The following is a 23,053-nucleotide window of genomic DNA, read 5'->3' as shown; positions in this document are numbered from 1 at the left end:
CAAAGGGGATGTGTGATGACGACGAACGTGGTGGTGACCGGACTGGGCGCCACGACGCCGCTCGGCGGCGACGTGCCGACCACCTGGGAGGCTCTGCTGGCGGGCCGCTCCGGCATCCGCGCGATCGAGGAGGAGTGGGCGGCCGACCTGCCCGTCCGGATCGCCGGGCGCCTGCACGTCGAACCCGGCGAGGTGCTCGACCGCGTCCAGGCCCGCCGCCTGGACCGCTGCGAACAGGTCGCGATCGTCGCCGCCCGGGAGGCGTGGGCCCACGCCGGGCGGCCCGAGGTCGAGCCCGAGCGGCTCGCCGTCGTCGTCGGCACGGGCACGGGCGGGGCGCTCACCATCCTCGGGCAGCACGACGTGCTGCGGACCTCCGGCGTGCGCAAGGTCTCCCCGCGCACCGTCCCCATGATGATGGCCAACGGCCCGGCGGCCTGGGTCAGCATCGAACTCGGCGCGCGCGGCGGCGCCCACACCCCCGTCAGCGCCTGCGCCTCCGGCGCGGAGGCCATCGCCATGGGCCTCGACCTGATCCGCCTCGGCCGCGCCGACGTGGTCGTCGCGGGCGGCGCCGAAGCCTGCGTCCACCCGTTGCCGCTCGCCGGATTCGCCCAGGCCAAGGCCCACTCCACCCGCAACGACGAACCCGAGCGTGCCTCCCGGCCCTTCGACGTCGACCGGGACGGCTTCGTCATCGGCGAGGGCTGCGTCCTCGTCGTCCTCGAACGCGCCGACTTCGCCGCCGCCCGCGGAGCCCGCGCCCACGCCGTCCTCGCCGGCGCGGGCATCACCTCCGACGCCCACCACATCACCGCCGCCCACCCCGACGGCCAGACCCGCGCGATCCGCCTGGCCCTGTCCGCCGCGGGCCTCACCCCGCAGGACATCCACCACGTCCACGCCCACGCCACCTCCACCCCCTCCGGCGACCTGACCGAAGCCGAATCCATCGCCGCGGCCGTGGGCCTCCACCCGGTCGTCACCGCCACCAAGTCCATGACCGGCCACCTCTTCGGCGCCGCCGGCGCGATGGGCGCCCTCGCCACCATCCTCGCCATCCGCGACGGCATCGTCCCCCCGACCGCCAACCTCGACCGCCTCGACCCCGAGATCCCCCTCGACGTCGCCGCCGGCGAGCCCAGGAAGGGGCTGTTCCCCGCCGCCCTCACCAACTCCTTCGGCTTCGGCGGCCACAACGCCTCCCTGGTCTTCACCGAGGCGTAGCGCCGGACCGGACGGCCCCCGCGGCGCTACGGGCGGACGCTGCGGGGGCCGGTGACGGTGGCGCCCAGGGCGGTGACGCGGGCCCGGAGTTCGCGGTCGGCGGTGGCCACCAGGCAGGTGCGGTGGGGGAGTTCGGCGAGGGCGTCGCGGACGGCCTCGACGATGCGGTCGTCGCCGCTGCCGGCGGCCTCGGCGACCTGGACCGCCGGCAGGGCGGCGACGCCCCGGGCCGCGCCCTCCACCACCAGCAGGACGTCGAGGGGGCCCGGCAGTTCCGGGAGGCCGTGTTCGGCGACGGCGACCAGGGCGTCGCGCAGCCGCTCGGCCGCGCCGCGCCGGTCGCGCCACCATCCGTCGGGCACGGACCCGACGACGTTCGCCCCGTCCACCACCAGCAGCGGCCGCTCGGCGGCACCGGTCTCCTCGCGTTCCATGGGGGCCAGCCTGCCACGTGGCCAGGTCAGAAGAGGGGGTGGGCGTCCACGTCCTGTGTCACCGGTTGCGGAAGACCCCCGCCGGCAGCGGAGCGCTCGATGGTGGCGAGGAGGCGGTGGTTGCGCGGCGCGGCGCGGAAGTCGGGGAAGCCGGAGGTGTCTCGTCCACACCCTCTCCGACGGCATCGCCGTCCAGGCGGCGGCCGGGCGCTCCCGGGAGGAGCTGACGGCCGTCGCCGGGGCGGCGCTGGAGATGCTGTTCAGGGCAGGGTGACGCGGATCGGGTTGCCGGAGCGGGAGCCCTTGATCGCGGTGCCGTCGCCGAGGGGGCTCACGCAGGGGTACTCGCCGTGGATGTGGCCGGTGCGGGCGTCGATGCGGTAGGAGTCGGACCACTCCCATCCGTCGTCGTCGCCCTCGAGGTCGACCAGGAGGTGGTCCTGGTCCAGGTAGCGGGCGCCGTGCCAGTCGAAGAAGATCGCGCGGGGGTCGTGTCCGAACGCCTCGACGGTGAGGGTGAAGACCTCCTCGCCGCCGGGGTAGGCGTGGACGGTGAGGACCGTCCGGTCCTGGGCGAGCGTCACGAAGCGGCGGCCGTCGGGTGACATGGCGAGGAGCCCGCGGTCGGACCAGGGGTAGCGGGCGAGGTCGAGGCGGCCCTCGGCCAGCGAGGCGCGGAAGAGGACGGTTCCCCTCTCGCCCTGGCCGACGTCGAAGAGCACCTCGCCGCTCGTCGGGTGCGCCAGCTGCAGCGCGCCGTGGCCGGCCGTCCCCAGCTCCGCCTCCCCGAGGGTCGCGCCGGTCGCCGCGTCGACGGCGAGATACCGGTCGCCCGTGCCGCGCCCCGCCCTGGCGTCGGGCCGGTAGAGCCACAGCACCCGGCCGTCCGGCGAGAGCGCGCAGCCGGGCGTGGGGCTGTGAACGCACGCCGACTCCGGATCGAACGCCGAGCGCCACACCTGGGTGCCGTCCTCGGCCACGGCGACGAGCGCGTTCATCGTCGTGTAGTAGGCGCGGGCCAGGTCGGGGGCGACGGCGTGCTGGAAGACCTTGTCCCCGGGGGCGGGACGGAACACGGCGGCGGGCGTCAGCTCGCCGAACTCGTCGTCGGCGGGGCGGTAGGCGCGGATGAGGCCGCCGCTGTTCCAGGTGAAGGCTTTCACGGCGCCAGGTGGCGGGTCGGGTGGCCGGAGTCGGAGGCGGTGAGCCAGGAGCCGTCACCGAGGGGGTACAGGTCGTACGAGCCTTCGCCGTGCGAGGTGATCTCACCGTGGACCTGCCCGGTGCGGGCGTCGACCCGATAGGTGCGGAACCACTCCTCGTCCTCCTCCACCGGCTCGTCCCCGGGCTCGCCGACGAGGTTGATCAGCAGGGTGTCCTGGTCCAGGTACCCGCCGGCCCACTCGACGAAGATCGTCTCCGGGTCGTGCCCGAAGGCGTCGACGGTGAGGGTGAAGACCTCCTCGCCGCCGGGGTAGGCGTGGACGGTGAGGTCGCACTGCGCGTGGTCGATCGTCAGGAAGTGGCGGCCGTCCGGTGACAGGCCGATCAGGCAGCGGTCGTCCCAGGGGTAGCGGGCCAGGACGGGACGGCCCTCGGCCAGCGAGGCGCGGTAGACGACCGTGCCGTCCTGGCCCTCGCCCACGTCGACGAGCACCTCGCCGCCGGCCGGATGGGCCAGCTGGACCGCGCCGTGCCCGACCGTCTCCAGCTCCTCCTCCCCGAGGCTCTCGCCGGTCGCGGCGTCGAAGGCCACGCACCGGTCGTCGATGCCGCGCCCGGCCATGGCGTCGGGCCGGTAGACCCACACCACCCGGCCGTCCGCCGACACCTCGCAGCCGGGGTGGTGGCCGTGCGTCTTGCTGGACGCGGGCTCGAAGGGCGCGCGCCACAGCTGAGCGCCCTCCGCCGTCACGCAGACCAGGGCGTCGAGCGTCGTGTACCAGGCGTGCCGCAGGTCGGCCGCGACGGTGTGGCCGGAGACCTCGTCCCGGCCGACGGGACGGAACACGGCGGCGGGCGCCAGCACGCCCGCCGCCCCGGCGGCGGGGCGGTAGGCGCAGACGAGACCGTCGACCAGGCGGGTGAAGGCAGGCATGGGGCGGAGGCTACCGGGAGCCACTGACAATCCGTCCGCCGGGCCCGTCCGGGCGGCTTCAGTCGGCGAGGGTGATCCGGATGCCGACCGTGCCGCGCTCGCCGCGGCGCAGCCGGCTGCCGAGGAGCGTCAGGACGCCGACCAGGCCGTACTTCTGGCGCAGCAGGGTGCGGTAGGCGCCGGCGCGTTCGGGGGCGAGGATCTCGGCGGTGCCGGGGTACTGCTCGCCGGTGGGCCGGCCCTTGACGTCGCAGGGCCCGACCAGCACGTCCGCGCGGTTGCGGATGCGCTTGACCTTCCAGGAGTCGGCGACGGTCCAGATGCCCAGCGCCTCGCCGTCGCGGACCACCCACACGGGGGTCGGCACCGCGGTGCCGTCCTTCTTGTACGTGGTGACGAGCAGGTAACTGCCGGAGGAGAGGCGGACGATCCGGGCGAGCCGGTCGGCGTGGGCGGGGTCGGGCGTGGTCATGACGGGAAGTCTAGGGCGTGCTCTAGAGCCGCCGGGAGCGCGGGGCGTGGAGCAGGGCGCGGGCGCGGCGGGAGAGGCGGCGGTGGGTGCGGCCGCCGACGGCGGTGGAGCCGCCGGTGGGGGAGGCCGGCGCGGTGGCGGTGCGGCGGCGGGCGAGGGTGCGGGCGGCCCACAGGGCGAGGGCGGTGCCGAGGAGGGCGGCCGTCCAGGCGGCGGGGGCGAGGCCGGGGTCGTCGGTGGAGTGGGTGAAGGGGGCCTGCGCCCAGCGGACGGGGTCGGTGGCCGCGGGCTCGGCGGACGGCGGCGCGTCCTCCTCGACCAGGCGGCCCACCGGCTGGACCTTCCCGGCGGCGGCGAAGCCCCAGTCCAGCAGGCTGGCGGCCTCGTCGTAGACCTTGCCCTGCGCCTCCGGGTGCATGACGGTGACCAGCAGGGTGCGCCCGCCGCGTTCGGCGGCGCCGGTGAAGGTGGCGCCCGCGTTGGTGGTGTAGCCGTTCTTGACGCCGATCAGGCCCGGGTACTTGCCGAGCAGGCGGTCGGTGTTGGCGATGTCGAAGCTGGTGCGCTGGCCGGTCAGCTTGTCGAGGCCCCCGGGGAAGCGGGCGGTGCGGGTGGAGCAGTACGAGCGGAAGTCGGCGTTGCGCAGGCCCGCGCGGGCGAAGAGGGTGAGGTCGTAGGCGGAGGAGACCTGGCCGTCCATGTCGTAGCCGTCGGGGGAGATCACCTTGGTGTCGGTGGCGTGCAGGGCCTGGGCGCGGGCCTGCATCTCGGCGACGGTGCGCTGGAGGCCCCCGTTCATGTGCGCCAGGACGTGCACGGCGTCGTTCCCGGAGCTGAGGAAGACGCCCCGCCAGAGGTCCTCGACGCGGTAGGGCAGGTTCTCCTTGACGCCGACCAGGCTGCTCCCGGCCCCCAGGTTCGCCAGCTCGGCGGGGGCGACCTTGTGCTCCGAGGCGCGGTCGAACTTGGGCATGACGGTGTCGGCGAAGAGCATCTTGAGCGTGCTGGCCGGCGGCAGCGGCAGGTGGGCGTCCCGGGCGGCCAGCACCTCGCCGGTGCCGGCGTCGGCGATCAGCCAGGAGCGGCCGGTCAGACCGGCGGGCAGGGCGGGCGCCCCGGCCAGCGGCGCGACCTGGACGGCCTGGCGGCCCAGGCGCTCGCCGCCGACGGCGGAGGCCGCGTCCTGGGCGAGGGCCGGCGCGGAGCCCGCGGCGGCGAGCGCCAGGGCGGCGGTGGCGCCCGCCACCCGGGTGACGGACTGCCGTCCGTGTGCGCACTTCGAGCGATTCGCGTGTTTGGGCACACGGCGAACGTAACCGCGCCGCCCCCGGGCCGCCGTACCTGCTGCTCCGTCCGGACCTCGGCGCGGGGCGCGACTTTGGTGATCCCGGGCCGCACCGAAAGTCGGATTACCTGGGCGGAGGGTCCTTCTAGGCTCACGGATATGAAGGACCTGCTCGGATACCTCGGCCTCGTACTGATCCTCGGCGGCGGCACCGGACTGCTGGCCGACCGGCTCGGCGGCTTCCGGCTGTTCGGCTTCGTCCGCCACCTGGTGCCGGACGGGCACGAGACGGTCGGGTACGCGACGCTGCTGGTCCTCGGGGTGCTGCTGGCGATCCCGGCGGCGAAGCGCGGCTGAACGAGTGGCGTTAGTACTCGCTGCTCGGGGCCTGGGTGGTGGGGCCGAGGTCGGGCCGGTCGCGCAGGTCGAGGGCTTCGCCGTGCTGCCGGAGTTCGAGGACGAGGAGTTCGTTGGGGCCCTCGCGCCAGAGCGGGGCGGGGGCGTAGAGGGTGCGCTGGGGGCCCTCGGCGCTGTAGCGGCCGAGGAGGAAGCCGTTGAGCCAGAGGAGGCCGCGGCCCCAGCCGGGGAGGGCGACGAAACCGTCGGCGGGGGAGGGGAGTTCGGTGGTGAAGCGGTGGAACGCCGGTTCGCCGTCGCGGAGTTCGGCCTTCGGTGAGTACCGCAGCGCGGACAGGTCCGTCAGCGGCAGTGGGCGGATCCGCCAGTCGAAGAGCCGCTGGTGGCCGTGGGAGACGCCGCGGGTGATGCCCTTGCGATCGTCCGTCTGGGGGCCGTAGTTCACCCGGCCGAGCGCCTCGACCAGGATGTCCAGCACCACCCCGCCGTCGCCGGTGGCCAGGGGCAGGGTCTCGCCGGGGGAGTTGCGGTCGAGCGTGCCGAGCGGGCGCCCGTCGGCGAAGACGTACGCGCGGTCGGCCAACCCGTCGATGCGCAGCGGGAGTTCCTCGCGCGGGCCGGGTACGTGGGTGCGGTAGTGGATGAACCCGCGGTCCTGGCCGAGGCGTTCCATCGGCTCGGGGCAGGGGCGGTGGACGGGGGTGGAGAGCACGTCCAGGGAGGCGGGGCCGAGCAGCGGGGCGCTGCCGGACGAGACGATCCGGTGCGGGGCCAAACGCGGTGCCGGAGACGGGAGTTCGTCCTCCGGCAGCGGGAGGTAGCGGCCGATGACCTCCCGGAAGGCGTGGAACTTCTCGGTCAGCTCGCCGGCCTCGCCGATCGGGGCGTCGTAGTCGTAGCTGGTGACGGTCGGCTCGTACCCGGCGTCGTACGGGTGGGTGCCGAAGTGGTTGGCGCCCGCCCAGAGGCCGAAGCTGGTGCCGCCGTGCGCCATGTAGAGGTTGACGGAGGCGCCGGTGGCGAGCAGTTCGTCGAGGGAGGCGGCGGACTCCTTCGCGTCGCGGACGTGGTGGGGACTGCCCCATCGGTCGAACCAGCCGATCCAGAACTCCATGACGGCGAGCGGCCCTTGGGGCCGGTGCCGGCGCAGGACGGCGAGGCGTTCGGGGGCGCGGGAGCCGAACGTCGCGGTGGCGAGGTGGCCGGGCAGTGAGCCGCCCTGCTGCATGGTGTCCTGGGCGCCGTCGGTGGTGAACAGCAGGCAGTCGACGCCGCGGGAGACCAGGCCGTCGCGCAGGTGGCGCAGGTAGGCGGCGTCGTCGCCGTAGCTGCCGTACTCGTTCTCGACCTGGACGGCGAGGACCGGCCCGCCCCGGCTTCCGAGCAGGGGCAGCACCTCGGGGATCAGGGCGTCGAACCAGGCGTCCACCTCGGCGAGGTAGGCCGGGTCGGCGCAGCGCAGCCGCAGGCCGTCCACGGCGAGCAGCCGGGCGGGCAGGCCCCCGAACTCCCACTCGGCGCAGATGTACGGGCCGGGGCGCAGGATCACGTCCAGGCCGAGGTCTCCGGCCAGGCGCAGGAACCGGGGGAGGTCCCGCCAGCCGGTGAAGTCGACCTCGCCGCCCGGGAGTTCGTGGAAGTTCCAGGGGACGTAGGTGTCGACGGTGTTGACCCCGAGGGCGCGGACGCGGCGCAGCCGGTCCTCCCACTGGTCGGGGTGGACGCGGAAGTAGTGGATCGCGCCGGAGACGATGCGGTGCGGCTCGCCGTCGCGCAGGAAGCCGTCGGCGTCGAGGTCGAGTCGGGTCACGGGAGGCGTCACCTGTCTTCGCGGGAGGGCGGCGAGGTCGACAGCGTACGGGCGGGGGCGCCGGGTCGGCGGGCTCCCACACCGCGGGGAGCGGTTGCGCCGATTGTAAGATCGGCGCGGACTCAACGGGGGAGGGCGAGATGTTCGGATCACGCGAGCGTGTGGCGGAGTTGACGGCCTGGCAGGGCGGTGACGAGGTCAGAGGTGTGGCGCTGCTGCTGCCCGGGGGCTCGGTGCGCAGCCGGCGAGGCCCGTCGAAGCTCGCCCGGCTGGGCCTGCGCGACCTGGTGACCGAACTGACCGAGCGCGGCCGTGCCCACGGCATCGCCGTGCACCTGCTGCACTACCGCTACCGCGGCTGGAACGGCGAGGCCGCCGACACCGCCGTGGACACCCGCTGGGCCCTGGCCGAGCTCGCCCGCCGCTACGGTGACGTCCCCGTCGTGCTCGTCGGCAACTCGCTCGGCGGCCGGGCCGCGTTCCGGAGCGCCGGCGATCCCGTCGTGACCGGAGTGGTCGGCATCGCCCCCTGGCTGCCGGACGGCGACCCCGTGGACCACCTCGCCGGCCGCCGCGTCCTCATCATCCACGGCGACCGGGACCACTCCACGGCCAGCGCCGCCGACTCCCTCGCCTACGCCCGGCGCGCCGCGGAGTTCGTCCCCGGCCTCGCCCGCTACGAGGTCCCGAACGGCGGCCACTTCCTCACCCGGCGCGCCGACGACATCCGCGCCCTCACCACCGCCTTCGTGCTCTCCACTCTCGCCGACGAGCCCGCAGGCCTCGCCACGGGCCAGCTCCACACCCCGCTGCCCGCTCGCGGGTAGGGCGCTGTGATGCCGACGGTGGCCGACCCGCCGCCTTGACCCATTCCGACGTCAGAAATCGGCTGTTTCGAGTTCGAGATCGAGCGGCGCGGGCAGGCGCACAGGGGTTCCGAAAGGGTGGGGGCCCTCGACCAGCGTGTAGCCGAGCTGCCCGGGCTGGGAGAACAGGGTGCAGGTGCGTTCCTGCCGGTCGACCAGGAGGTAGACGGGGGCGCCGAACTGGGAGTAGCGGCGCCGTTTGGTGGTCCGGTCGGTGTCGCCGTTCGACGGCGACGTGACCTCGACGACGAGCACGGTCTGGTCGGGCAGGAGCGCTCCTTCGGCCTTCGCCAGTTCGGCGGGCACGACGGCGAGATCCGGCACGTAGTAGTTCTCCGTTCCGGGCAGGTCGAGGTTCCCGGACCCGGCACGGAGACCGAGTTCGCGCATGCGGGGGCCGATCTGCTCGCGGATCAGGTCGACGGCTGTCTCGTGGGCCCAGGACGGTGACACGGGGGTGATGACTCCCTCGACGATCTCGACACGATCACCCGCGATATGCCGAATCGCATACTTCAGGGCTTGCTCCGGGTTCGGCACCTGGCTGTAGTCGCCCGGGCTCGCGTGCGCCGTACTCACGTGCTGTTCTCCTGTTCGGAACCCAGTCCTCGAACGTTCACGGATGGTGTGGCCCCACTGACGTTACTAGGTGGAGGCAGCCGAGGCGGCGATGCCGTCGAGGAGGACGGCGAGGCCCTCCTGGAGGGGTCGGGGCGGGGTGGGGGCGGACTGCATCGCGGTGAAGAGGGGGTAGCGCCGCGGGAGGTCGGGGGCGAGGTCGGCGAGGCCGGTGGAGCGGGTGGTCCACCAGGCTTCGTCGGAGATGCCGGTGGCTTCGGCGGCGCCGCGGGCGTCGGCGGTGACGGCGGCGAGGCCGCGGACGAACTGCCAGAGGGCGGCGACGGCTCCGCGCAGGCGGGTGGGTGGCAGGGCGGCGGGGGCGAGGGCGCGCAGGAGGGTTTCCATGGCGGCGAGTTCGGCGGGGCCGAGGACGGGGCGGGCCTGGGAGACCTGGAGCATCCAGGGGTGGCGCAGGTAGCAGTCGTGGAGGTCCTCGGCCCAGGTGGTGACGGCTTGGCACCAGTCGTCCGACTCGCCTTCACGGGTGGGGAGTTCGGCGAGCGCGCGGTCGTGCATCAGGTCGAGGAGTTCGTCCTTGCCGGGGACGTACGTGTAGAGCGCCATGGCGGTGCGCCCGAGGCGTTCGCCGACGGCGCGCATGGAGAGGGCGGCCATGCCTTTGGCGTCGGCGACCTCGATGGCGGCGCTGACGATGGCGTCCACGCTCAGCGCCGGTCGGGGGCCGGTGCGCGGGGTGGCCGGCGGTGCGGCGCCCCAGAGGAGGGCGAGTGAGCGGCGGGCGTCGCCCTGCCCGGCGTAGACGGTCATCCCGGCATCTCCTTATGGCGTAAAGTATCGTCCTCGACGGCAACTCTTTATGCCGTAAGGTTACCAACCGAAGGGGTTTCGCGATGACACCGCCCACCACGCTCCCGGTCACCTTCGTCGAGGTCGTCGAGATCCGGCGGATCACCCCGCGCACGGCCCGGATCACCTTCGAGGCCGAGGCGCTGGCGGACTCCGTGGGCACTCGGCCCGACCAGCAGCTCAAGCTCTGCTTCCCGCGCCCCGGCCAGAGCGTGCCCGAACTGCCCGCGCCCACCGGGGATCCGATGGGCTGGTACCAGGCGTACCTGGCGATCCCCGAGCCCCGCCGCCCGCTGATGCGCAGCTTCACCCTGCGCCGGCGCCGCCCGGGCACCCGGCTGGTCGAGGTCGACTTCGTGCTCCACGGCGACACCGGGACGGCCGCCGCCTGGGCGCTGCGCGCCGTGCCGGGGGACCGGCTCGGGATGGTCGGCCCCTCCGCGCTGTACGCCCCGCCCGTGCCCTTCGCCGAGCGCGCCGCCGCGGCGGACTGGGTGCTGCTCGCCGGGGACGAGAGCGCGCTGCCCGCGATCGCGACGCTGGTCGGGGCGCTGCCCGAGGGAGTGCGGGCGCTGGCCTTCGTCGAGGTCGCGGACGTGCGGGAGCGGCAGCCGCTGGACGGGCCCGCCGGGTTGGACGTGCGCTGGCTGTACCGCGACGGTGCGCCGGAGGGCTCGGTCCTGGCGGCCGCGGTGGCCGCCGCCGAGCTGCCGCCGGGCACGCCGTACGCCTGGCTGGCGGGGGAGGCGGGCGCCGTGCGGGCGTTGCGGCGGTACCTGGTGGCGGAGCGCGGGGTGCCGAAGGCGGCGGTCGACTTCACCGGGTACTGGCGCCACCGGCTGACCCAGGACGACGCGCCGACCGCGGAGGACCTGGCGGACGCGCGGGAGCTTCAGGAGAGGCTCGCCGGGCGCTGAGGTGTTTTCGCGCGGTGCGGAACGGGAAGAGTGCCGAGCGGCCGTCCGGCGCCCTTCGAAGGTGGCGATGGTTCGCCAGTGTCCAGAGTTCGCCACCGACTCTTCCCGTACTTCTTCGATCGCTTGTGACCGGGCGTGTGACCAGGTGTGGTCAGGGAAACAAGCGCGGACCTGGCCCGATTTCTCCCATGAATTTTACTTCCTGATGGTCATTTTTACTTTCTGATGGGGATTTCCCCCCTTGTCGTGGTCGTGCCGCATGCGCTGGAATTCGACCGCTGTCGGGACGCGCGGTCCGGACCAACCACGCGGCCGACCTGGACTCGCGTACGGTGGGCCGTGCTGACCTGACGTCTCATCAGACGAAAGGATGTCCATTGATCGGCTGGCGGAAAGCCCAGCTCGCAGCTGCCGTCTCGGTCACCACCGCGTCCATGGTCCTCACCTTCGGGACCAGTGCGAACGCGGCCCCCGTCCCCGCCCCGCAGGACGCCCCGGCGGCGTCCGCGGACGGGCCGGCGGCTCCGGTGATCGTGATCCTGAAGGACCAGATAGCGGACGCCCCGGCCGACTCCGGCCATGTCGGCGCCCGCCAGCAGAAGACCGCGCACGCGCAGGCCCCGCTGCTGGACAAGGTCAAGGCCGGCGGCGGCACGAACGTCAAGAGCTTCGTGGTCGGCAACGCCTTCTCGGCCACCGTGAGCCCGGCGCTGCGCGCCTCGCTCCAGGCCGATCCCTCCGTCGCCTCCGTGGTGACGGACGCCCAGGTGCAGGTCGCCCCGGCGGCCGCGGGTGCGGCGAAGAAGGACAAGGACGCCACCAAGGCCGACAAGGCCGGCGGGAAGTCCGAGGCCGTTTCGGGCAGTAACGGCCAGACCTCGGAGGAGAACCCGACCAACACGGTCTGCCCCTCCGACCCGTCCAAGCCGCTGCTGGAGCCCGAGGGCCTCTACTCCACCCACGCCTACACCGGCAACGGCAAGCCCGGCGTGGAGAACCTGGCCACGGGCAAGGGCGTCAAGGTCGCCTACATCGCGGACGGCCTCGACCCGAACAACCCGGACTTCATCCGGGCCGACGGCTCGCACGCCGTCGTCGACTACCAGGACTTCGCGGGCGAGGGCGTCAACACGCCCACCGGTGGCGCGGAGGCCTTCGGCGACGCCTCGGCGGTCATCGCCCAGGGCCGCCAGGTCTACGACGTCGCGGACTTCGTCAACCCCTCGCACGCGCTGAAGGCCGGCTGCACCATCCGCATCCGCGGCCTGGCGCCCGACGCCGACCTGGTCGCGCTGAAGGCCGGCGGCGAGATGATGTCCAACTCGTCGATCCTGCAGGCCATCGACTACGCGGTGCGGGTCTCGCACGTCGACGTGCTCAACGAGTCCTTCGGCGGCAACGTCACCCCGGACAGCGGCGCGCACGACACCATCGCGCTCTTCAACGAGCAGGCCGTCAAGGCCGGTGTCACCGTCGCCGTCTCCACGGGCGACGCCGGCATCAGCGGCACGATCGGGACCCCGGCCACGGACCCGTTCGTCATCGCGGTCGGTGCCTCCACCGACAACCAGAACTACCAGCAGACCGGTTACGCGGCCTCCCAGTTCTCCAACAAGACCTGGAGCAACAACCGCATCTCCGCGCTGTCCTCCGGCGGCTTCACCCAGGCCGGCCGCACCGTCGACCTGGTCGCCCCGGGCGAGTCGGACTGGGCCCTGTGCTCGCCCGACACCACCAAGTACACGGACTGCACCGGGTTCAGCGGCAAGGGTTCGCCGATCCAGTCCTTCGGCGGCACCAGCCAGTCGGCCCCGTTCGTCACCGGCGCCGCGGCCCTGGTCATCCAGGCGTACCGCGACACCCACGGCGGCGACTCCCCGACCCCGGCCCTGGTCAAGCGCCTGCTCACCGGCACCGCGCAGGACCTCGGCATCCCGGCGGAGGAGCAGGGCGCCGGTCTGCTGAACGTCCGCGCCGCCGTCGAGGCCGCCCGCGGCTACGACGACGGTGACGGCACCGAGGGCGCCAACACCGTGGTCGTCAACACCGGCCAGCAGGACATCGCCGGCACCCCGGGCTCGACCCACACCGCCGACGTGGCCGTCAGCAACACCAGCGACACCCCGCAGACCGTCAGCGCCTCGACCCGTGCCTTCGCGCCGCAGTCGAACAACACGCAGACCGTGACGCTGGACACCTCCTCCAAGGACACCTTCAAGTACGCGACCAACGGCGCGGACTGGGTCCAGAAGCAGGTCAAGTTCACCGTCCCGGCGGGCGCCGACCGCCTCGCGGCCTCCATCGCCTGGCAGGGCGCCCCGAACCCGGTCACCAACGGCCCGGTCGTGCGCCTGACGCTGCTCGACCCGTCCGGCCGCTTCGAGACGAACACCCGCCCGCAGGGCGGCGCCACCCCGGCCAACTTCGGCCTGGTGGACGTCCCGCGCCCGGTCGCCGGCGAGTGGACCGCCGTCTTCTACACCCCGGCCGGCGCGAAGGGCTACAACGGCCCGGTCCAGTTCGGCACCGCCACCCAGCGGGCCGTCCCGGCCGGCGGCGTGAGCCCGACCACCGCCCAGCTGCAGCCCGGTGAGACCAAGCACCTCAAGGTGCAGCTCACCACCCCGGTGACCAGCGGCGACTCCAGCGAGGCCATCGTGGTCTCCAGCTCGAACGGCAACACCACCAGCGTGCCGGTCGTGCTGCGCAGCCTCGTCCCGCTCAAGGACGGCCAGGGCACCTTCACCGGCTCCATCACCGGTGGCAACGCCCGCAGCGCCTCCCCGACGCAGTCCTTCGCGTACGGCTTCGACGTCCCGAAGGGCCAGAAGGACCTGCGGGTCGGTGTGACGGTCAAGGACCCGAAGCTGCTCATGCAGGGCGCGCTGATCAGCCCCAACGGCACCCCGGTCGACATCGAGGGCAACGCCGTCCTCGACGCCCAGGGCAACCTGACGGGCAGCGCGGCCGGTGTCTCGGCCACCACGGTCAACCCGGCCGAGGGCCACTGGCGCTTCGTCCTGAACGTGCTCGGCCCGGTCAGCGGCCAGGAGCTCGCGCAGGACTTCACCGGCACGGTCGCGCTCAACCGCGACCAGGCCACCGCGCCCGGCCTGCCGACCGACGGCAAGACCAAGCTGGAGGCCGGCAAGCCGGTCAACGTGACGGTCAACTACACCAACAACACCGTGGCCCCGCAGCGGATCGCGGCCGAGGGCCGTCTCGACAGCCGGGTGGACGTGCCGCTGGTGCCGCAGGGCGCCTCCGCGACCGTCGCCCTGCCGCTGAGCCTCACCTCCTCGGTGCCGTCCTTCCTGGTGCCCCCGGGCACCGACCAGCTCAAGGGCGTCGCGGCCTCCACGACCCCGGCCCAGCTGGAGCTGAGCGCCACCACCGGCTCGCCGGACCTGTTCGGTGACCTCAAGAAGGCCCAGAACGGCTCCACCATCTCGGTGGTGACCTCGAAGGGCAGCGCCGCGCAGCAGGTCGTCCCCGGCAACTGGGGCACCTTCGTGCAGCAGATCGGCCCGTTCGCCGGCCCCGCCCCGGCGGGTTCGGCCACCATCACGGCCACCGCGCACACCCTGGCGTTCGACCCGGCGCTGACCTCCAGCACCGGTGACCCGTTCGCCGCCGCGGTGAACGCCTCGGCCCCGGCCGCCACCCCGGTGGTCGTCCAGCCGGGCGCCAGCGGCTCGCTCCAGGTGACCGTGACCCCGACCGGCCCGAAGGGCAGCACGGTCAAGGGTGTGCTGTACCTGGTGTCCGGCCCGAGCTCGGTCGCGACCGCCAACAACTCCCTCAGCACCACGGGTGCGGTGCTCGCGGCGATCCCGTACAGCTACACCGTGAGCTGACGGGTTGTCAGTAGTGCTCAACCGGCCGAGGCCGTCCCGGAGTTCCGGGGCGGCCTCGGCCGCGTTTGGTACGGGGAAAGGTGGGCAGGGACCGGGATGTAGGACATGTCGGCCCAAACGGGGAGCGGTTGTGTACGAGGAGATCAAGCACAGCGAGGTCGAGGTCAACGGCGTGCGGCTGCACATCGCGGAGCAGGGCGAGGGGCCGCTGGTCCTGCTGCTGCACGGCTTCCCCGAGAGCTGGTACTCCTGGCGTCACCAGTTCGCGCCGCTCGCCGAGGCCGGCTACCGGGTGGTCGCGCCCGACCAGCGCGGATACGCCCGCAGCGAGCAGCCCGAGCGCATCGACGCCTACACCGTGCTGCACCTGCTGGGCGACGTGGCCGGGCTGATCAAGGCGCTCGGCGCCGAGCAGGCCGTGGTCGTCGGCCACGACTGGGGCGCGCCCGTCGCCTGGTCCGCCGCCGCGCTGCGGCCCGACCTGGTGCGCGGCGTCGTGGGCCTGAGCGTGCCGCCGCTGCCCGCCGGGCCGTCCCCGCTGGCCTCGGCGCGGGAGAACTTCGGCGAGGGCTTCTACCAGATCTACTTCCAGGAGCCCGGCAAGGCCGACGCCGAACTCGCCGCCGACGTCCGGTCCAGCCTGCGGCGCGTCCTGTGCGGCACCCGGCCGGACGGGAAGCCCCGGCCGTGGGTGGTGCCCGAGGGGAAGGCGCTGCTGGACACCGTCCCCGAGCCGGAGCGGCTGCCCGACTGGCTCACCGAGGCCGACCTCGACGCGATGGCCGCCGACTACGCCCTGCACGGCGAGCGGGCGTTCACCGGCGGGCTCAACTGGTACCGCAACATCGACCTCAACAACGAACTGATGCAGGCGTTCAAGGGCGTGCGGATCGAGGTGCCGTCCCTGTACGTGGTGGGCGAGCAGGACCTGGTCAACGCGATGGTCCCGGCGCCGGTGCTGGCCTACCTGCTGCACGAGATGACGCCGAACCTGTACCGGCACGTCCGGCTGCCGGACACCGGGCACTGGACGCAGCAGGAGCGCCCGGCCGAGGTGACGGCGGAGCTGCTCGGCTTCCTCAAGCACCTGGACGGGTAGGCGGGTCGACGTGCGGCGGCCCCGTTTCGACTGTACGGAACGGGCGCCCCGCTTGTCGATCCGTCAGTTCGCCTGCGAGGAGAGCCATGCCTGCGACCCCGACCTCCGAGGACGCCCGCCCGCTGAGGGCCGATGCCCGCCGCAACCGGGCCAAGGTGCTGGCGGCCGCCCGCGAGGCGTTCACCGCCGAGGGGCTGGCCGTGCCGCTGGACGAGATCGCCCGCCGGGCCGGCGTCGGCGCGGGCACGGTCTACCGGCACTTCCCCACCAAGGAGGCGCTGTTCGAGGCCGTCGTCTCGGACACCCTGGAGAGCCAGACGGCGCGCGGCCGGGCCGCGCTGGCCGAGGACGACCCGGGCGCGGCGCTGTTCACCTTCCTGGAGGAACTGGTCGCCGGGGCGATGGTCAAGATGGACCTCGCCGACGCACTGATCGGCGCGGGCGTCCCGCTGCAGCCCGGCACCTCGGCCGTGGCGGCCCGACTGCGGGAGGTGCTCGTCGAGTTGCTCACCCGGGCGCAGGCTTCCGGAGCGGTCCGCACCGACGTGGACGGCGCCGACCTGTACGCGCTGATCGCCGGGGCGGTCGCCGCCGAGCGCCGCCGCCCGGCGGACACGCGGGACGGCCGGCTGGTGCGGGTGCTGTGCGACGGGCTGCGGGCTTGAGCCGGAAAGCCCTTACTGGGGGAAGAGGTTGTTGAAGTACATCCGGCCTATGCGGTCCCGGATCTTCGTGCGCCGCTGGGCCTTGTTGAGCCCCCTGCCCTCGATCTCGCTGTAGTCGTCCTTGGCCAGTTCCTGCTCGATCGCTTCGAGCAGGCGCCGCTGCGAGCCGTCCTGGTCGTTGGTTTCGAGGTACGCGACCAGGGCCTTCCAGGGCTGGTTCAGCCCGGTGACCCCGGCCGCCGTGGCCCGGTCCCTGACCGCGCTGACGATCGAGTTGTCGGCGCTGGTGTACTCGGTGCGCATGCCCCCGGTCCGGGGGTTCTCGTTCACGAGCATGTTGTGGTACTCGACCAGGGCCCGGCGGCCGCCGGACATGTCCACACTGAACCCCTGTTCGTGCTGGAGCAGATGGCCCATCTCGTGCTGGATGGTCTGCAGGGCGGTGAACCCGCCCTCGGGCCTGCTGTTGACCAGGATGATCCGGTGCTCCGACAGGTAGCCGCCGCCACCCGCCAGCGCCACGGCGTCGGCCGCCATCTCGTCCGCCTGACCGCCGTTGAGGGCCTGGACGCTCAGGTTCAGGTCCGCGTCGGTCAGGTTGAGGCAGTGCCCGGCCGGATACGCGCGGAACGGGGTCCCGGCCGTGACGCCGTCCGGCACCTCGACGATCTTCACCGGGCCGGCGATGCCCTGGGCCTCCTGCTCGCCCTGGATCACCGCCGGGTCGATCACGCGCTGCACGGCGAGGCCCGCCCCGGCTGCCGGGCGGCGGCGCTCGCGCTCCAGCATCTCGACGGCGGCGGTGTTGCCCACCGTCCGTTGCAGGGCCAGCCCGGGGGGCAGGGCCGCCGCCCTCGTGCGGGGGGAGCGGCGCGTCTCGTGGTCGCTCTGTCGGGCCGGCTCCTGGGCGTGCATGCGCGTCCTTCGGTGGTACGACACGGATGGCACGGAGTCTCGCGCACGGCCCGCACCCCGGCCCAGGTCCGGAGGGACAGGGGAGGGGCAGGAAACCCGGCCCGAACGGGCAGCGGCGGATCGGGTGTCACACCGGGAGGAGGCGGCTGATCAGGTCGGCGAGGCGGCGGGCGTTGCGGCAGGAGTGCATCTCGACGACCTCCGCGTAGGCGAGCGCCGCCGAGTCGCCGGTGGGCCACAGCGCGGGCTGCTCGGGGTTGAGCCACAGGACGCGGCGGGCGCGGGCGTCGATCAGCCGCAGGGCCGCCAGGTTGGGGTCGCGGTGGTTGTTGCGGGCGTCGCCGAGCAGCAGGACGGTGGTGCGCGGGCCGACGGCGTCCAGGTGGCGGTCGGCGAAGTCGCCGAGGGCGGAGCCGTAGTCGCTGTTGCCGTGGTGGCCCATGACCTCGGCGCCGGTGAGGATGCGGGCGGTCAGGCGGGCCGGGTCCCCGCCGGTGCCGCGCAGCAGGTCGGTGACCTCGGCGGTGCGGTTGACGAAGGCGAACACCCGGACCCTGCTGAACTGTTCGCTCATCGCGTGCACCAGCAGCATGGTGAAGTCGGCGAACCCGGCCACCGAGCCGGAGACGTCGCACAGCAGCACCAGTTCGGGCCGGGCCGGGCGGCGCAGCCGGTAGGCCGGGCGCAGCGGCACCCCGCCGGTGGTGAGCGAGCGGCGCAGGGTGCGGCGCAGGTCGATCCGCCCGCGGGCGGCGCGGCGGCGCCGGGCGGCCAGGCGGGTGGCGAGCCTGCGGGCCAACGGGTGCACGGTGCGCCGCAGTTCGGCGAGCTGGTCGCGGCCGGCGGCGAGGAAGTCGATGCGGTCGACGGTGGGCGCGACGGCCCGTTCGGCGATCCGCTCGGTGCCGCGCAGTTCGGCGACGCGGCGGCGGGCCTCCCCGGCCACGAGACCGCGGAAGCCCTGGATGCGGCGGCGGATCTCGTCGGCGAGCACCCGGTCGGCCGGGTCGGCGGGGTCGGCGCCGCCCGGGCGCAGGGCGGCGAGGACGCGGGCGAGCAGGGTCTCGGGGGCGAGCCGGCCGAGTGCCTGGTGGGCGGACCAGCCGTCCGTGCCGGGGCTGGAGCCGTCGCCGTAGCGGCCGAGGGCCTCGATCACCTCCCCGGCGAGGCGGCCCTGGGCGGCGCGGTCGTCGGCGGCGAGGGCGGCGGCGAGGCGCTCGCGCAGGTCGTCGCGCAGCGGGTCGGGGCGGCCGAAGCGGGGCGGTTCCGGGTCGTCGGGCAGCGGCGGAGGGTCGGCGCGCACGGCCTCGGGGGTGCCGACGCCGAGGGGGAAGAAGAGGTCGAAGGTGGCGTCGAAGACGGCCCGCTGGCCCTCGGAGCGCAGTACCGCGGCGGCCAGCCCGGCGCGTACCCGCTCGCGGTCGTCGAGGCCGAGGACGGCGAGGACGGCGGCGGCGTCCACGGTCTCGGAGGGGCCGATCCGCAGGCCGTGGCCGCGCAGCGCCCGGACGAGGCCGGTCAGGCGGGCGGCCGGGTCGGCGGGGCCGGGGGTGTCGGGCGTCGTCATGCGAGGGTGAGCTTCTGGGACGCCTTGCGCACGTCCTCCTGGTGCTTGAGGATCACGCCGAGGGTGTCGCGCACCACCGCGTCGTCCAGCGTGTCGGCGCCGAGGGCGAGCAGGGTGCGGGCCCAGTCGATGGTCTCGGCGACGGACGGGGCCTTGCGCAGCTCCATCGCCCGCAGGGCGCCGACGATCCGTACCAGGGAGTCGGCGAGGGCCTCGTCCAGTCCGGGCACCTTGAGGCGGACGATACGGCGCTCCAACTCGGCGTCCGGGTAGTCGAGGTGGAGGAAGAGGCAGCGGCGGCGAAGCGCCTCGGAGAGCTCCCGGGTGGCGTTGGAGGTGAGCAGGACGAAGGGGCGCCGGGTCGCGGTGATGGTGCCCAGCTCGGGCACGGTGACCTGGAAGTCGCTGAGGACCTCCAGGAGCAGGGCCTCGACCTCGACGTCGGCCTTGTCCATCTCGTCGATGAGCAGGACGGTGGGCTCCTGGCCGCGGATCGCGGTGAGCAGCGGGCGGGGGAGGAGGAACTCCTCGCCGAAGATGTCGGTGCGGGCGGCGTCCCAGCCCTCGTCGCGGCCGGCGGTGATGCGCAGCAACTGCTTGGCGTGGTTCCACTCGTAGAGGGCGCGGGCCTCGTCGATGCCCTCGTAGCACTGGAGGCGGACGAGCCGGGCGCGGCCGATCGCGGCGAGGGCCTTGGCGAGTTCGGTCTTGCCGACGCCGGCGGGGCCCTCGACGAGCAGGGGCTTGCCGAGGCGGTCGGCGAGGTAGACCGTGGTGGCCACGGCGGTGGAGGCCAGGTACCCGGTGGCGGCCAGCCGTTCGGCGGTGTCCGTCACCGAGGTGAAGAAGCCCGTGCCCTCGCCGGTGTCGCTCATGGTGGTGCCCCGCTCCGCTGGGATGTGTCCGTCGGGGCGCCACCCTACCGGCCGGTCACATTCCTGTCGTGGGGGTCCGTGGGAGCAGAGCGGCGTACGGCGACCGTGGGGCCGCCGTACGCCTTCGGTGCTCTACCGGCGGTGCCGGGAGGGTCAGTTGACGTACAGGAGCGGGCTTCCGGCGACCGAGCTGTCGGAGACCGGGCCGTAGGTGGCGCTGAAGTAGCCGGTGGAGAAGCACAGGCCCGGGCCGGAGACCAGGGCGAACGGCTGGGCCGAGAAGCCGATGGAGTTGGCGCCGTTGTCGGTGGTGCCCGCGATGCCGGTGGTGTTGGAGTACTTGCAGGTGACGCTGCCCAGGATGGTGCCGAGGACGACGGTGGTGCCCATGGAGCCCGCCGCGCCGGGGGTGAGCGCGACCGGATAGCCCGGGTCGTCGCTGACGGTGTTGGTGAAGGGCAGGTTGGTGACGGTGACGCTGCGCACGCTCGTGACGCCGAAGACGTTGGAGGTGCAGGAGCCGAAGGTCTGGGTGTTGAGCTGCTCGACGGCCGAGCCCGGGGCGGCCGGGTTGGCCGTCACCGTGGCGGAGAAGGAGGAGGCGGCGCACTTGATGCCGCTGGTCCCGGTGCTGCTGCTGTAGAAGGTCGCGTAGGTGCCGGAGACGAGGTTGGCGGTCAGGACGTCCCCGACGGAGACGTTCGGGCCGCCGAGGCTGCCCGTGGTGAGGACGGCGGTGGCGTCGGCCTGGGCGGGGGCGACGGCCGCGCCGGTGAGGGCGATGGCGGCGAGGGTGGCGGTGGCGAGAGTGCGGCGGATGCGCATGAGGGTGCCTCTCTCCGTCCCGGGGGACGGGTGGGGGAATCCCCGTCGGCGGGTGTGGTGGTGCGCGCGACGGGGGAGGTGCGGTGGCATGGCACACCGGGAACTGCACGGGGTGGCGTGTGCGGGCACGAGCCGAGGGCACGCCGGGCACGGCGGGCCCGGCGCCACGGGCCCGAACGTGCTGCACCCCTGAGGTCCTCCGGCCGGGCTGCTCGCCCGCCGGGTTGGAAACCTGCCAGTGTTGTAAACCCGGCGTTACGTCAAAGTCAAGACAGGACACAGGAGTTGGTGATGGACGACGAATCCCTCCGCAGAGCCGACGTGATCCTGCTCCCGGGCGCCAGGACCGGCCGCGATCCGGCCCGTTCGATCAAGCCCGGCCCCCGCCGCCAGCCCGCCGGCGTCGTCGCCGCCACCCAGCGCGAACGGCTGCTGGACGGTCTGGTGCGCACCGTCGCGGACCGCGGCTACCAGCACGCGACGGTGAGCGACATCTGCCGCGCGGCGGGTGTGACCAGGCCCGTCTTCTACGAGCAGTTCAGCGGCAAGGAGGACGCCTTCCTCGCCGCGCACCGCTTCGGCACGGGCGTGGTGATCCGCCGGATGGCGGCGGCCTTCGCGGCCGAATCCGACTGGTGCGCCGGGATCCGGGAGGCGCTCGGGGCGATGCTCCAACTCCTCGCGGGAACGCCCGCGTTCGCCGCGATGGCGGTGATCGAGATCGAGGCCGTCGGCCCGGCCGGTCGCCAGGAGCGGGAGCAACTCCTCAGCCGGTTCCGGGCGTTCTTCGCCGAGGTGCCCCAACCGCCGGGCGGAGTAGCGGTGCTGGAGCTGGTGGACGCCGTGGTGGGCGGCGTCTACAGCGCGCTGTACCGGTGGATCTCCTCCGGGCGTACTGATCAACTCCCCGACCTGCTACCGGTGTTGAGCCTGTTCTGCCTGGCGCCCTTCCTCGGCCCGGAGCAGGCGGCCGTTCGGCTCGGGCCGGTCCGGTCGACGACCGGTGAAGATCCTTCGTGCACCCGTATTGACCCGGCCGATACCCGGCAGTAGCTTTCCGGTTACTCCGAACGCTGTCCGCGCCAGGACAACGTGCCAGTGCCTGCACAATCCCGAATCCACCCTTCAGGGAGCACACATGGCCATGTCCGAGGAAGCCGCCGGCGCCGCCGAAGCGGCCGAGGCACCGCCGACACCCGCCGCCACAAGAGGCCGGGTACGGTTCAGGCGCACCGCCCTGATGGCCGTCCCGGCCGTCGCCCTCGGCGGACTGCTGATGACGCTCACCGCCCAGGGCGTGCTCGCTAACCAGTTCTCCATCTCCGGCATGCCGTTCACGATCACCGCCGACCGCCTCGAGGGCGACGGCTTCGCACAGTACGGCAGCCTGGACGAGATGATCCCGGACAGCCCCAACCAGGGGAACACCGGCGGTCAGGTGCTGGTCGCCGTCTCCGCGATCAAGACCGCCAAGATCACCAACCTGTGCCAGAGCGTCGACCTCGGCGGCGTCAACCTGGTCATCCACGCCGGCGACGGCAAGGATCCGGTCACCGCCACCGACCTCACCACCGACTCCGACCTGCTCTCCGGCGACGCGGTCTTCGACAACATCGAGATCGGCGGCGACGCCAGCACGTACAAGAACGCCGGACGGTACGGCAAGGGCAACCCCGGCGTCTTCGGGCAGCAGGCCGACCACGTCGACATGACGCACGTCAGCCAGCACAACTACGCCAGCACGGCGCTCAAGTTCAAGCTGCCCAACCTGCGGCTGAGCTTCGACTCCAAGGGCTGCTGAGCATGGCGGAGTCCGTGCCGGAGCCGGCCGCGCCCGTCGCGCCTGAGCCCGTCGCACCGGCTGTCGCCCCGCATGCGAGGAAGGGCGACTGGCGGGGCCGGCGGCCGTTCTGGGGCGGGCTGCTGCTGACGATCGGCGGCGGCGAGGTGCTCTTCGTGATGAAGATGCCGCTGCCCCTCGTGCTGCACATCGGCATGGAGGGGCTCGCCGGGCTGCTGGTGCCCGCCCTGATGCTGGTGTGCGGGCTGCTGATCCTCTTCAACCCGGCCCAGCGGCTGTTCTACTCCGTCATCGGCGTGCTCGCCTCGCTGGGCACCTGGGTGACCTCCAACTTCGGCGGCTTCCTGCTCGGGATGCTACTCGGGGTGGTCGGCGCCTGCCTGACCTTCGGATGGGTGCCGGACCAGCCGCTGCGACGTGGGAGGCGGCGGCGCGAGGACCGGCGGGCGCGGCGCCGGGAGGCGAAGGCGGCCGCCGGGGTGTGAGCGGCCGGGCCCCGCGTCCCGGTGGTGGGAGAGCACCGGGGCGCGGGGCACGGTCGTGGAGGGTTCGTCG

General features: G+C 73.5%; 22 protein-coding genes. 10 read left to right on the top strand and 12 right to left on the bottom strand.

The annotated features are described in order from the left end of the window. Nucleotides 1-15: 15 nt before the first annotated feature. Nucleotides 16-1,227, top strand: a complete 1,212-nt coding sequence (locus tag ACIBCA_RS17000) for a beta-ketoacyl-[acyl-carrier-protein] synthase family protein (protein ID WP_396283668.1) — start codon at nucleotides 16-18, stop codon at nucleotides 1,225-1,227. Between the two features lie 26 nt (nucleotides 1,228-1,253). On the opposite strand, the gene ACIBCA_RS16995 is transcribed toward ACIBCA_RS17000, so the two are convergent. From ACIBCA_RS16995 to ACIBCA_RS16975, 5 genes are all read right to left on the bottom strand, one after another. Continuing rightward, nucleotides 1,254-1,661: an NTP pyrophosphohydrolase gene (locus tag ACIBCA_RS16995; protein WP_396283667.1), complete on the bottom strand. Its 408-nt coding sequence runs from the start codon at nucleotides 1,659-1,661 to the stop codon at nucleotides 1,254-1,256. A gap of 260 nt (nucleotides 1,662-1,921) precedes the next feature. Further along, entirely contained in the window at nucleotides 1,922-2,824 is a 903-nt protein-coding gene (locus tag ACIBCA_RS16990) for a YncE family protein (RefSeq protein ID WP_396283666.1), read from the bottom strand. Then, nucleotides 2,821-3,759, bottom strand: coding sequence for a hypothetical protein (locus ACIBCA_RS16985; RefSeq protein WP_396283665.1), 939 nt, complete (start codon nucleotides 3,757-3,759; stop codon nucleotides 2,821-2,823). The genes ACIBCA_RS16990 and ACIBCA_RS16985 overlap by 4 nt, the downstream gene beginning before the upstream one ends. Nucleotides 3,760-3,817: 58 nt before the next feature. Next, nucleotides 3,818-4,231 carry a PPOX class F420-dependent oxidoreductase gene (locus ACIBCA_RS16980; protein WP_396283664.1) on the bottom strand — a complete coding sequence of 138 codons (414 nt, stop codon included), beginning with the start codon at nucleotides 4,229-4,231 and terminating at the stop codon, nucleotides 3,818-3,820. Between the two features lie 22 nt (nucleotides 4,232-4,253). Further along, entirely contained in the window at nucleotides 4,254-5,534 is a 1,281-nt protein-coding gene (locus ACIBCA_RS16975; protein ID WP_396283663.1) for a D-alanyl-D-alanine carboxypeptidase family protein, read from the bottom strand. Between the two features lie 141 nt (nucleotides 5,535-5,675). On the opposite strand from ACIBCA_RS16975, the gene ACIBCA_RS16970 reads away from it, so the two are divergent. After that, on the top strand, nucleotides 5,676-5,873 hold the full coding sequence (locus ACIBCA_RS16970) for a hypothetical protein (protein WP_051838564.1): 198 nt from the start codon (nucleotides 5,676-5,678) through the stop codon (nucleotides 5,871-5,873). A 10-nt stretch (nucleotides 5,874-5,883) separates the two neighbouring features. On the opposite strand, the gene ACIBCA_RS16965 is transcribed toward ACIBCA_RS16970, so the two are convergent. Continuing rightward, nucleotides 5,884-7,683, bottom strand: coding sequence for a beta-galactosidase family protein (locus ACIBCA_RS16965; RefSeq protein WP_396283662.1), 1,800 nt, complete (start codon nucleotides 7,681-7,683; stop codon nucleotides 5,884-5,886). A 140-nt stretch (nucleotides 7,684-7,823) separates the two neighbouring features. Here ACIBCA_RS16965 and ACIBCA_RS16960 point away from each other — a divergent pair, with 140 nt between their 5' ends. Continuing rightward, nucleotides 7,824-8,510: an alpha/beta hydrolase gene (locus tag ACIBCA_RS16960; RefSeq protein WP_396283661.1), complete on the top strand. Its 687-nt coding sequence runs from the start codon at nucleotides 7,824-7,826 to the stop codon at nucleotides 8,508-8,510. Nucleotides 8,511-8,561: 51 nt separating this feature from the next. Here the strand turns inward: ACIBCA_RS16960 and ACIBCA_RS16955 are convergent, their stop codons facing one another. Together ACIBCA_RS16955 and ACIBCA_RS16950 are read right to left on the bottom strand one after the other, a co-directional pair. Continuing rightward, nucleotides 8,562-9,128: a Uma2 family endonuclease gene (locus tag ACIBCA_RS16955; RefSeq protein ID WP_396283660.1), complete on the bottom strand. Its 567-nt coding sequence runs from the start codon at nucleotides 9,126-9,128 to the stop codon at nucleotides 8,562-8,564. Between the two features lie 66 nt (nucleotides 9,129-9,194). Then, complete coding sequence (locus ACIBCA_RS16950) at nucleotides 9,195-9,938, bottom strand: TetR/AcrR family transcriptional regulator (RefSeq protein ID WP_396283659.1); 744 nt, start codon at nucleotides 9,936-9,938, stop codon at nucleotides 9,195-9,197. Between the two features lie 83 nt (nucleotides 9,939-10,021). On the opposite strand from ACIBCA_RS16950, the gene ACIBCA_RS16945 reads away from it, so the two are divergent. From ACIBCA_RS16945 to ACIBCA_RS16930, 4 genes are all read left to right on the top strand, one after another. Further along, nucleotides 10,022-10,894, top strand: coding sequence for a siderophore-interacting protein (locus ACIBCA_RS16945; RefSeq protein ID WP_396283658.1), 873 nt, complete (start codon nucleotides 10,022-10,024; stop codon nucleotides 10,892-10,894). Between the two features lie 377 nt (nucleotides 10,895-11,271). Next, nucleotides 11,272-14,751: a S8 family serine peptidase gene (locus tag ACIBCA_RS16940; RefSeq protein WP_396283656.1), complete on the top strand. Its 3,480-nt coding sequence runs from the start codon at nucleotides 11,272-11,274 to the stop codon at nucleotides 14,749-14,751. Nucleotides 14,752-14,881: 130 nt separating this feature from the next. Next, complete coding sequence (locus ACIBCA_RS16935) at nucleotides 14,882-15,850, top strand: alpha/beta fold hydrolase (RefSeq protein WP_396283655.1); 969 nt, start codon at nucleotides 14,882-14,884, stop codon at nucleotides 15,848-15,850. A gap of 86 nt (nucleotides 15,851-15,936) precedes the next feature. Continuing rightward, complete coding sequence (locus tag ACIBCA_RS16930; protein ID WP_396283654.1) at nucleotides 15,937-16,515, top strand: TetR/AcrR family transcriptional regulator; 579 nt, start codon at nucleotides 15,937-15,939, stop codon at nucleotides 16,513-16,515. 12 nt (nucleotides 16,516-16,527) lie between these two features. Here ACIBCA_RS16930 and ACIBCA_RS16925 read toward each other — a convergent pair whose 3' ends face one another. The 4 genes from ACIBCA_RS16925 to ACIBCA_RS16910 form a co-directional block, all read right to left on the bottom strand. Next, entirely contained in the window at nucleotides 16,528-17,430 is a 903-nt protein-coding gene (locus tag ACIBCA_RS16925) for a hypothetical protein (protein ID WP_396283653.1), read from the bottom strand. 127 nt (nucleotides 17,431-17,557) lie between these two features. Further along, on the bottom strand, nucleotides 17,558-18,997 hold the full coding sequence (locus tag ACIBCA_RS16920) for a VWA domain-containing protein (RefSeq protein WP_396283652.1): 1,440 nt from the start codon (nucleotides 18,995-18,997) through the stop codon (nucleotides 17,558-17,560). Continuing rightward, the gene (locus tag ACIBCA_RS16915) at nucleotides 18,994-19,872 is read right to left on the bottom strand and encodes an AAA family ATPase (RefSeq protein ID WP_396283651.1); all 879 of its coding nucleotides are present in this window, start codon (nucleotides 19,870-19,872) and stop codon (nucleotides 18,994-18,996) included. The genes ACIBCA_RS16920 and ACIBCA_RS16915 overlap by 4 nt, the downstream gene beginning before the upstream one ends. A 153-nt stretch (nucleotides 19,873-20,025) precedes the next feature. Beyond that, nucleotides 20,026-20,697, bottom strand: coding sequence for a Tat pathway signal sequence domain protein (locus ACIBCA_RS16910; protein WP_396283650.1), 672 nt, complete (start codon nucleotides 20,695-20,697; stop codon nucleotides 20,026-20,028). A gap of 291 nt (nucleotides 20,698-20,988) precedes the next feature. Between ACIBCA_RS16910 and ACIBCA_RS16905 the strand changes: the two genes are divergently transcribed. The 3 genes from ACIBCA_RS16905 (at nucleotide 20,989) to ACIBCA_RS16895 (ending at nucleotide 22,983) form a co-directional block, all read left to right on the top strand. Then, entirely contained in the window at nucleotides 20,989-21,750 is a 762-nt protein-coding gene (locus tag ACIBCA_RS16905) for a TetR/AcrR family transcriptional regulator (protein ID WP_396283649.1), read from the top strand. Nucleotides 21,751-21,835: 85 nt separating this feature from the next. Further along, a complete protein-coding gene (locus tag ACIBCA_RS16900) occupies nucleotides 21,836-22,498 on the top strand; it encodes a DUF6230 family protein (RefSeq protein WP_396283648.1) in 663 nt (220 codons plus the stop codon). 2 nt (nucleotides 22,499-22,500) lie between these two features. Continuing rightward, on the top strand, nucleotides 22,501-22,983 hold the full coding sequence (locus ACIBCA_RS16895; RefSeq protein WP_396283647.1) for a DUF6114 domain-containing protein: 483 nt from the start codon (nucleotides 22,501-22,503) through the stop codon (nucleotides 22,981-22,983). Nucleotides 22,984-23,053: the final 70 nt, after the last annotated feature.

Origin of the sequence: Kitasatospora sp. NPDC051170, from assembly GCF_044455705.1 — a bacterium.
Lineage (GTDB): Bacteria > Actinomycetota > Actinomycetes > Streptomycetales > Streptomycetaceae > Kitasatospora.
Note: the sequence above shows the minus strand (reverse complement) of the source record. Positions and strands in the feature narration are given on the sequence as shown.

Excerpts from the sequence above, each read along its gene's own strand:
- ACIBCA_RS17000 (WP_396283668.1), top strand. The coding sequence starts at position 16 with ATGACGACGAACGTGGTGGTGACCGGACTGGGCGCCACGACGCCGCTC.
- ACIBCA_RS16995 (WP_396283667.1), bottom strand. The coding sequence starts at position 1,661 with ATGGAACGCGAGGAGACCGGTGCCGCCGAGCGGCCGCTGCTGGTGGTG.
- ACIBCA_RS16985 (WP_396283665.1), bottom strand. The coding sequence starts at position 3,759 with ATGCCTGCCTTCACCCGCCTGGTCGACGGTCTCGTCTGCGCCTACCGC.
- ACIBCA_RS16980 (WP_396283664.1), bottom strand. The coding sequence starts at position 4,231 with ATGACCACGCCCGACCCCGCCCACGCCGACCGGCTCGCCCGGATCGTC.
- ACIBCA_RS16970 (WP_051838564.1), top strand. The coding sequence starts at position 5,676 with ATGAAGGACCTGCTCGGATACCTCGGCCTCGTACTGATCCTCGGCGGC.
- ACIBCA_RS16960 (WP_396283661.1), top strand. The coding sequence starts at position 7,824 with ATGTTCGGATCACGCGAGCGTGTGGCGGAGTTGACGGCCTGGCAGGGC.
- ACIBCA_RS16950 (WP_396283659.1), bottom strand. The coding sequence starts at position 9,938 with ATGACCGTCTACGCCGGGCAGGGCGACGCCCGCCGCTCACTCGCCCTC.
- ACIBCA_RS16945 (WP_396283658.1), top strand. The coding sequence starts at position 10,022 with ATGACACCGCCCACCACGCTCCCGGTCACCTTCGTCGAGGTCGTCGAG.
- ACIBCA_RS16930 (WP_396283654.1), top strand. The coding sequence starts at position 15,937 with ATGCCTGCGACCCCGACCTCCGAGGACGCCCGCCCGCTGAGGGCCGAT.
- ACIBCA_RS16925 (WP_396283653.1), bottom strand. The coding sequence starts at position 17,430 with ATGCACGCCCAGGAGCCGGCCCGACAGAGCGACCACGAGACGCGCCGC.
- ACIBCA_RS16920 (WP_396283652.1), bottom strand. The coding sequence starts at position 18,997 with ATGACGACGCCCGACACCCCCGGCCCCGCCGACCCGGCCGCCCGCCTG.
- ACIBCA_RS16915 (WP_396283651.1), bottom strand. The coding sequence starts at position 19,872 with ATGAGCGACACCGGCGAGGGCACGGGCTTCTTCACCTCGGTGACGGAC.
- ACIBCA_RS16910 (WP_396283650.1), bottom strand. The coding sequence starts at position 20,697 with ATGCGCATCCGCCGCACTCTCGCCACCGCCACCCTCGCCGCCATCGCC.
- ACIBCA_RS16905 (WP_396283649.1), top strand. The coding sequence starts at position 20,989 with ATGGACGACGAATCCCTCCGCAGAGCCGACGTGATCCTGCTCCCGGGC.
- ACIBCA_RS16900 (WP_396283648.1), top strand. The coding sequence starts at position 21,836 with ATGGCCATGTCCGAGGAAGCCGCCGGCGCCGCCGAAGCGGCCGAGGCA.
- ACIBCA_RS16895 (WP_396283647.1), top strand. The coding sequence starts at position 22,501 with ATGGCGGAGTCCGTGCCGGAGCCGGCCGCGCCCGTCGCGCCTGAGCCC.